Origin of the sequence: Nesterenkonia ebinurensis (assembly GCF_008711175.1) — a bacterium.
In the GTDB taxonomy this organism is placed as follows: domain Bacteria; phylum Actinomycetota; class Actinomycetes; order Actinomycetales; family Micrococcaceae; genus Nesterenkonia; species Nesterenkonia ebinurensis.
Window position 1 is genome coordinate 1 of the sequence record NZ_VWNF01000027.1, and the last position, 2,169, is coordinate 2,169.

The 2,169-nt window shown below is 60.5% G+C and carries 1 protein-coding gene and 1 pseudogene; one reads left to right on the top strand and one right to left on the bottom strand.

All coding sequences use genetic code 11. The features are described from left to right. Window positions 1-272 (bottom strand): annotated as a pseudogene (locus F0311_RS09340) (UDP-glucose 6-dehydrogenase); the annotation flags it as partial. Between the two features lie 139 nt (window positions 273-411). Between F0311_RS09340 and F0311_RS09345 the strand changes: the two are divergent. After that, window positions 412-1,977, top strand: a complete 1,566-nt coding sequence (locus tag F0311_RS09345; protein WP_150461685.1) for an N-acetylneuraminate synthase family protein — start codon at window positions 412-414, stop codon at window positions 1,975-1,977. Window positions 1,978-2,169 lie beyond the last annotated feature (192 nt).

The window sequence follows — 2,169 nt, forward strand, 5'->3', positions numbered from 1 at the left end:
GTGCCTACGGCGATGAAATGCACATCAGCCCAGGAGCCGATCTGGTCCATGCTGGTGGTGAAGCGCAGCCGGCCGGTATCGACGTGTTTGCGGATCAGCTCCGGTAGCCCGGGCTCATGGAAGGGCAGCTGGCCTCTGGAGAGTGAATCGATCTTCTCCGGGTCTACGTCCACGCCGATGACGTTGAATCCCAGTTCGGCCATACACGCGGCATGGGTGGCACCCAGATACCCGGTACCGATCACACTGATGTTCTCCACTTGAGCAGTCATACTGATCATCATAGTCAGTGCCCAAGCGGGATTGTGCGGTGACTCGGTAATGGTGAAAGTCCAGGTCGATGCCTCTGCCGCATTAGACTGAAAGGCGAATCTCGCACGCACCACTGACCGCATCGGAGAAGATCGGCTGATGACGCAGCCTTCAACAGAGGCACTTACGCATTTGGCAACAGAGCTGTCTGAAGCATTTCCGGCAGACACCATCGTCATCCTGGGGAAGGGCCCCTCGGCCGAAGACGTGGAACCCAGGGTATTCAAAGACCGCCTCACCATCGGGATCAACGACGCCGAGCGAATCCACCCCACCGACGTCACCATCTTCTACGAGGACTGGGTCGTCCAATCGCTGCAGGACGACGGCCTGCACGCCCGTGCCTACATCACTTCCACGGACTTCAGCCCCGCAGATAAGAGCGTAGTCAAAGCCCCGCACCGTCCCCTCGGCAACGACGAAGAAGACCTCATGCTCTCCCGGTTCCAGAGCCGGGAGGAGTTCTCCGTGGAGGGCGCGATCTTTCTCTCCGCACTGGAGCTCGCCCGGGCAGTGGCCGACAGGAAAGGCCGCACCCAGACGGTCTATATGGTGGGCTTCGACTTCACCGGCGGCACCGGCCCGGCCCGCTCCGCCACGACCTCCTTCGCCCCGGACTCCAGCCTCCGTCGGGCCAACTTGGAGATCCAGCAGTACATCATGCGCAATGCACTGTATGTGCTGGAGGACTCCAACTTGGACGTCAAGCATGTGGGCGCCAAGGAATTCTCCGCGCTCACTGTGGGGGATCTCAACGTCCAGCACCGGGTGCAGGTCACCCAACCGGGAAAAGTGGAGGACGCCGCTGCAGTTGAGACGCCCACAGTCGAGATCACCGCTGAGATCACCACTAACCACTTCGGGGATCTCCAGCGCTTAGAACAGCTGGTGCACACGGCCCACGCCGCAGGTGCAGACTGGGTGAAGGTGCAGAAGCGGGACGTGGACACCTTCTACACCCCGCAGCAGCTGGCTGCCCCCTATAAGTCGCCGTTCGGAAGCACTTTCGGCGACTACCGGCGTCAGCTGGAGCTGGACAAAGAAGGGTTCCTCTTCCTGGACGAGCTGACCAAGGACCTGGGCATCGGGTGGTTCACCTCTGTGTTGGACCAGCCATCCTTCGAGTGGATCATGCGGGAACTGGCAGTACCGCTGGTTAAGCTGCCCTCCACTATCTCGGAGAAGAAGGACTACCTCGAACACGTAGCGCAGAACTACACCGGCTCCTTGGTGATCTCCACCGGTATGACGGACGCCTCCTACGAGGACTGGCTGCTGGAGACCTTCACCAAGCAGGAGACCCTGTACCTGCTGCACTGCAACTCTGCCTACCCCACCCCGGATGAGCACACCAATATCGGGGTGGTGCGGCACTACGCCGAGCTGGCCGCCCGGCAGGTCGATAAGCCTGGACCCCGGATTGTTCCTGGCTACTCCAGCCACGACTTCGGATGGATGGCCTCAGCATTGGCAGTGGCTGCCGGTGCAGGCATGGTGGAGAAGCACGTGAAGCTCGGTACCACCGAGTGGGCACACTTCGATGCCGTGGCTGTCGACTTGAGTACGAATGCATTCCAAGAATATGTCGATGCTATCCGTAAAGCACAAGTCCACGTGGGGTCCACGGAGAAGAAAATCACCGCCTCAGAGCATCACAAGTACTGAGCCACGCAACTCCCAGTCTGCTAGGCCTGGTTTGAGGTCTGGGGCAAGGCGGCTCAGTGCTCGAGTTTGCGGCCGAGTTGGGTGAAGGTCCAGCCTGCGTTTTCCCAGTCGGTGGCTGGTAGTACGTTGCGGGCGTCGATGAAGCGTTTGGCGGCGACGAGGTGGTTGAGGTCGGTGGGGGTGAGGGTTTTG

What these genes read in the sequence shown, in the direction of transcription:
- F0311_RS09345 (WP_150461685.1), top strand. Translation starts at nt 412, where the DNA reads ATGACGCAGCCTTCAACAGAGGCACTTACGCATTTGGCAACAGAGCTG.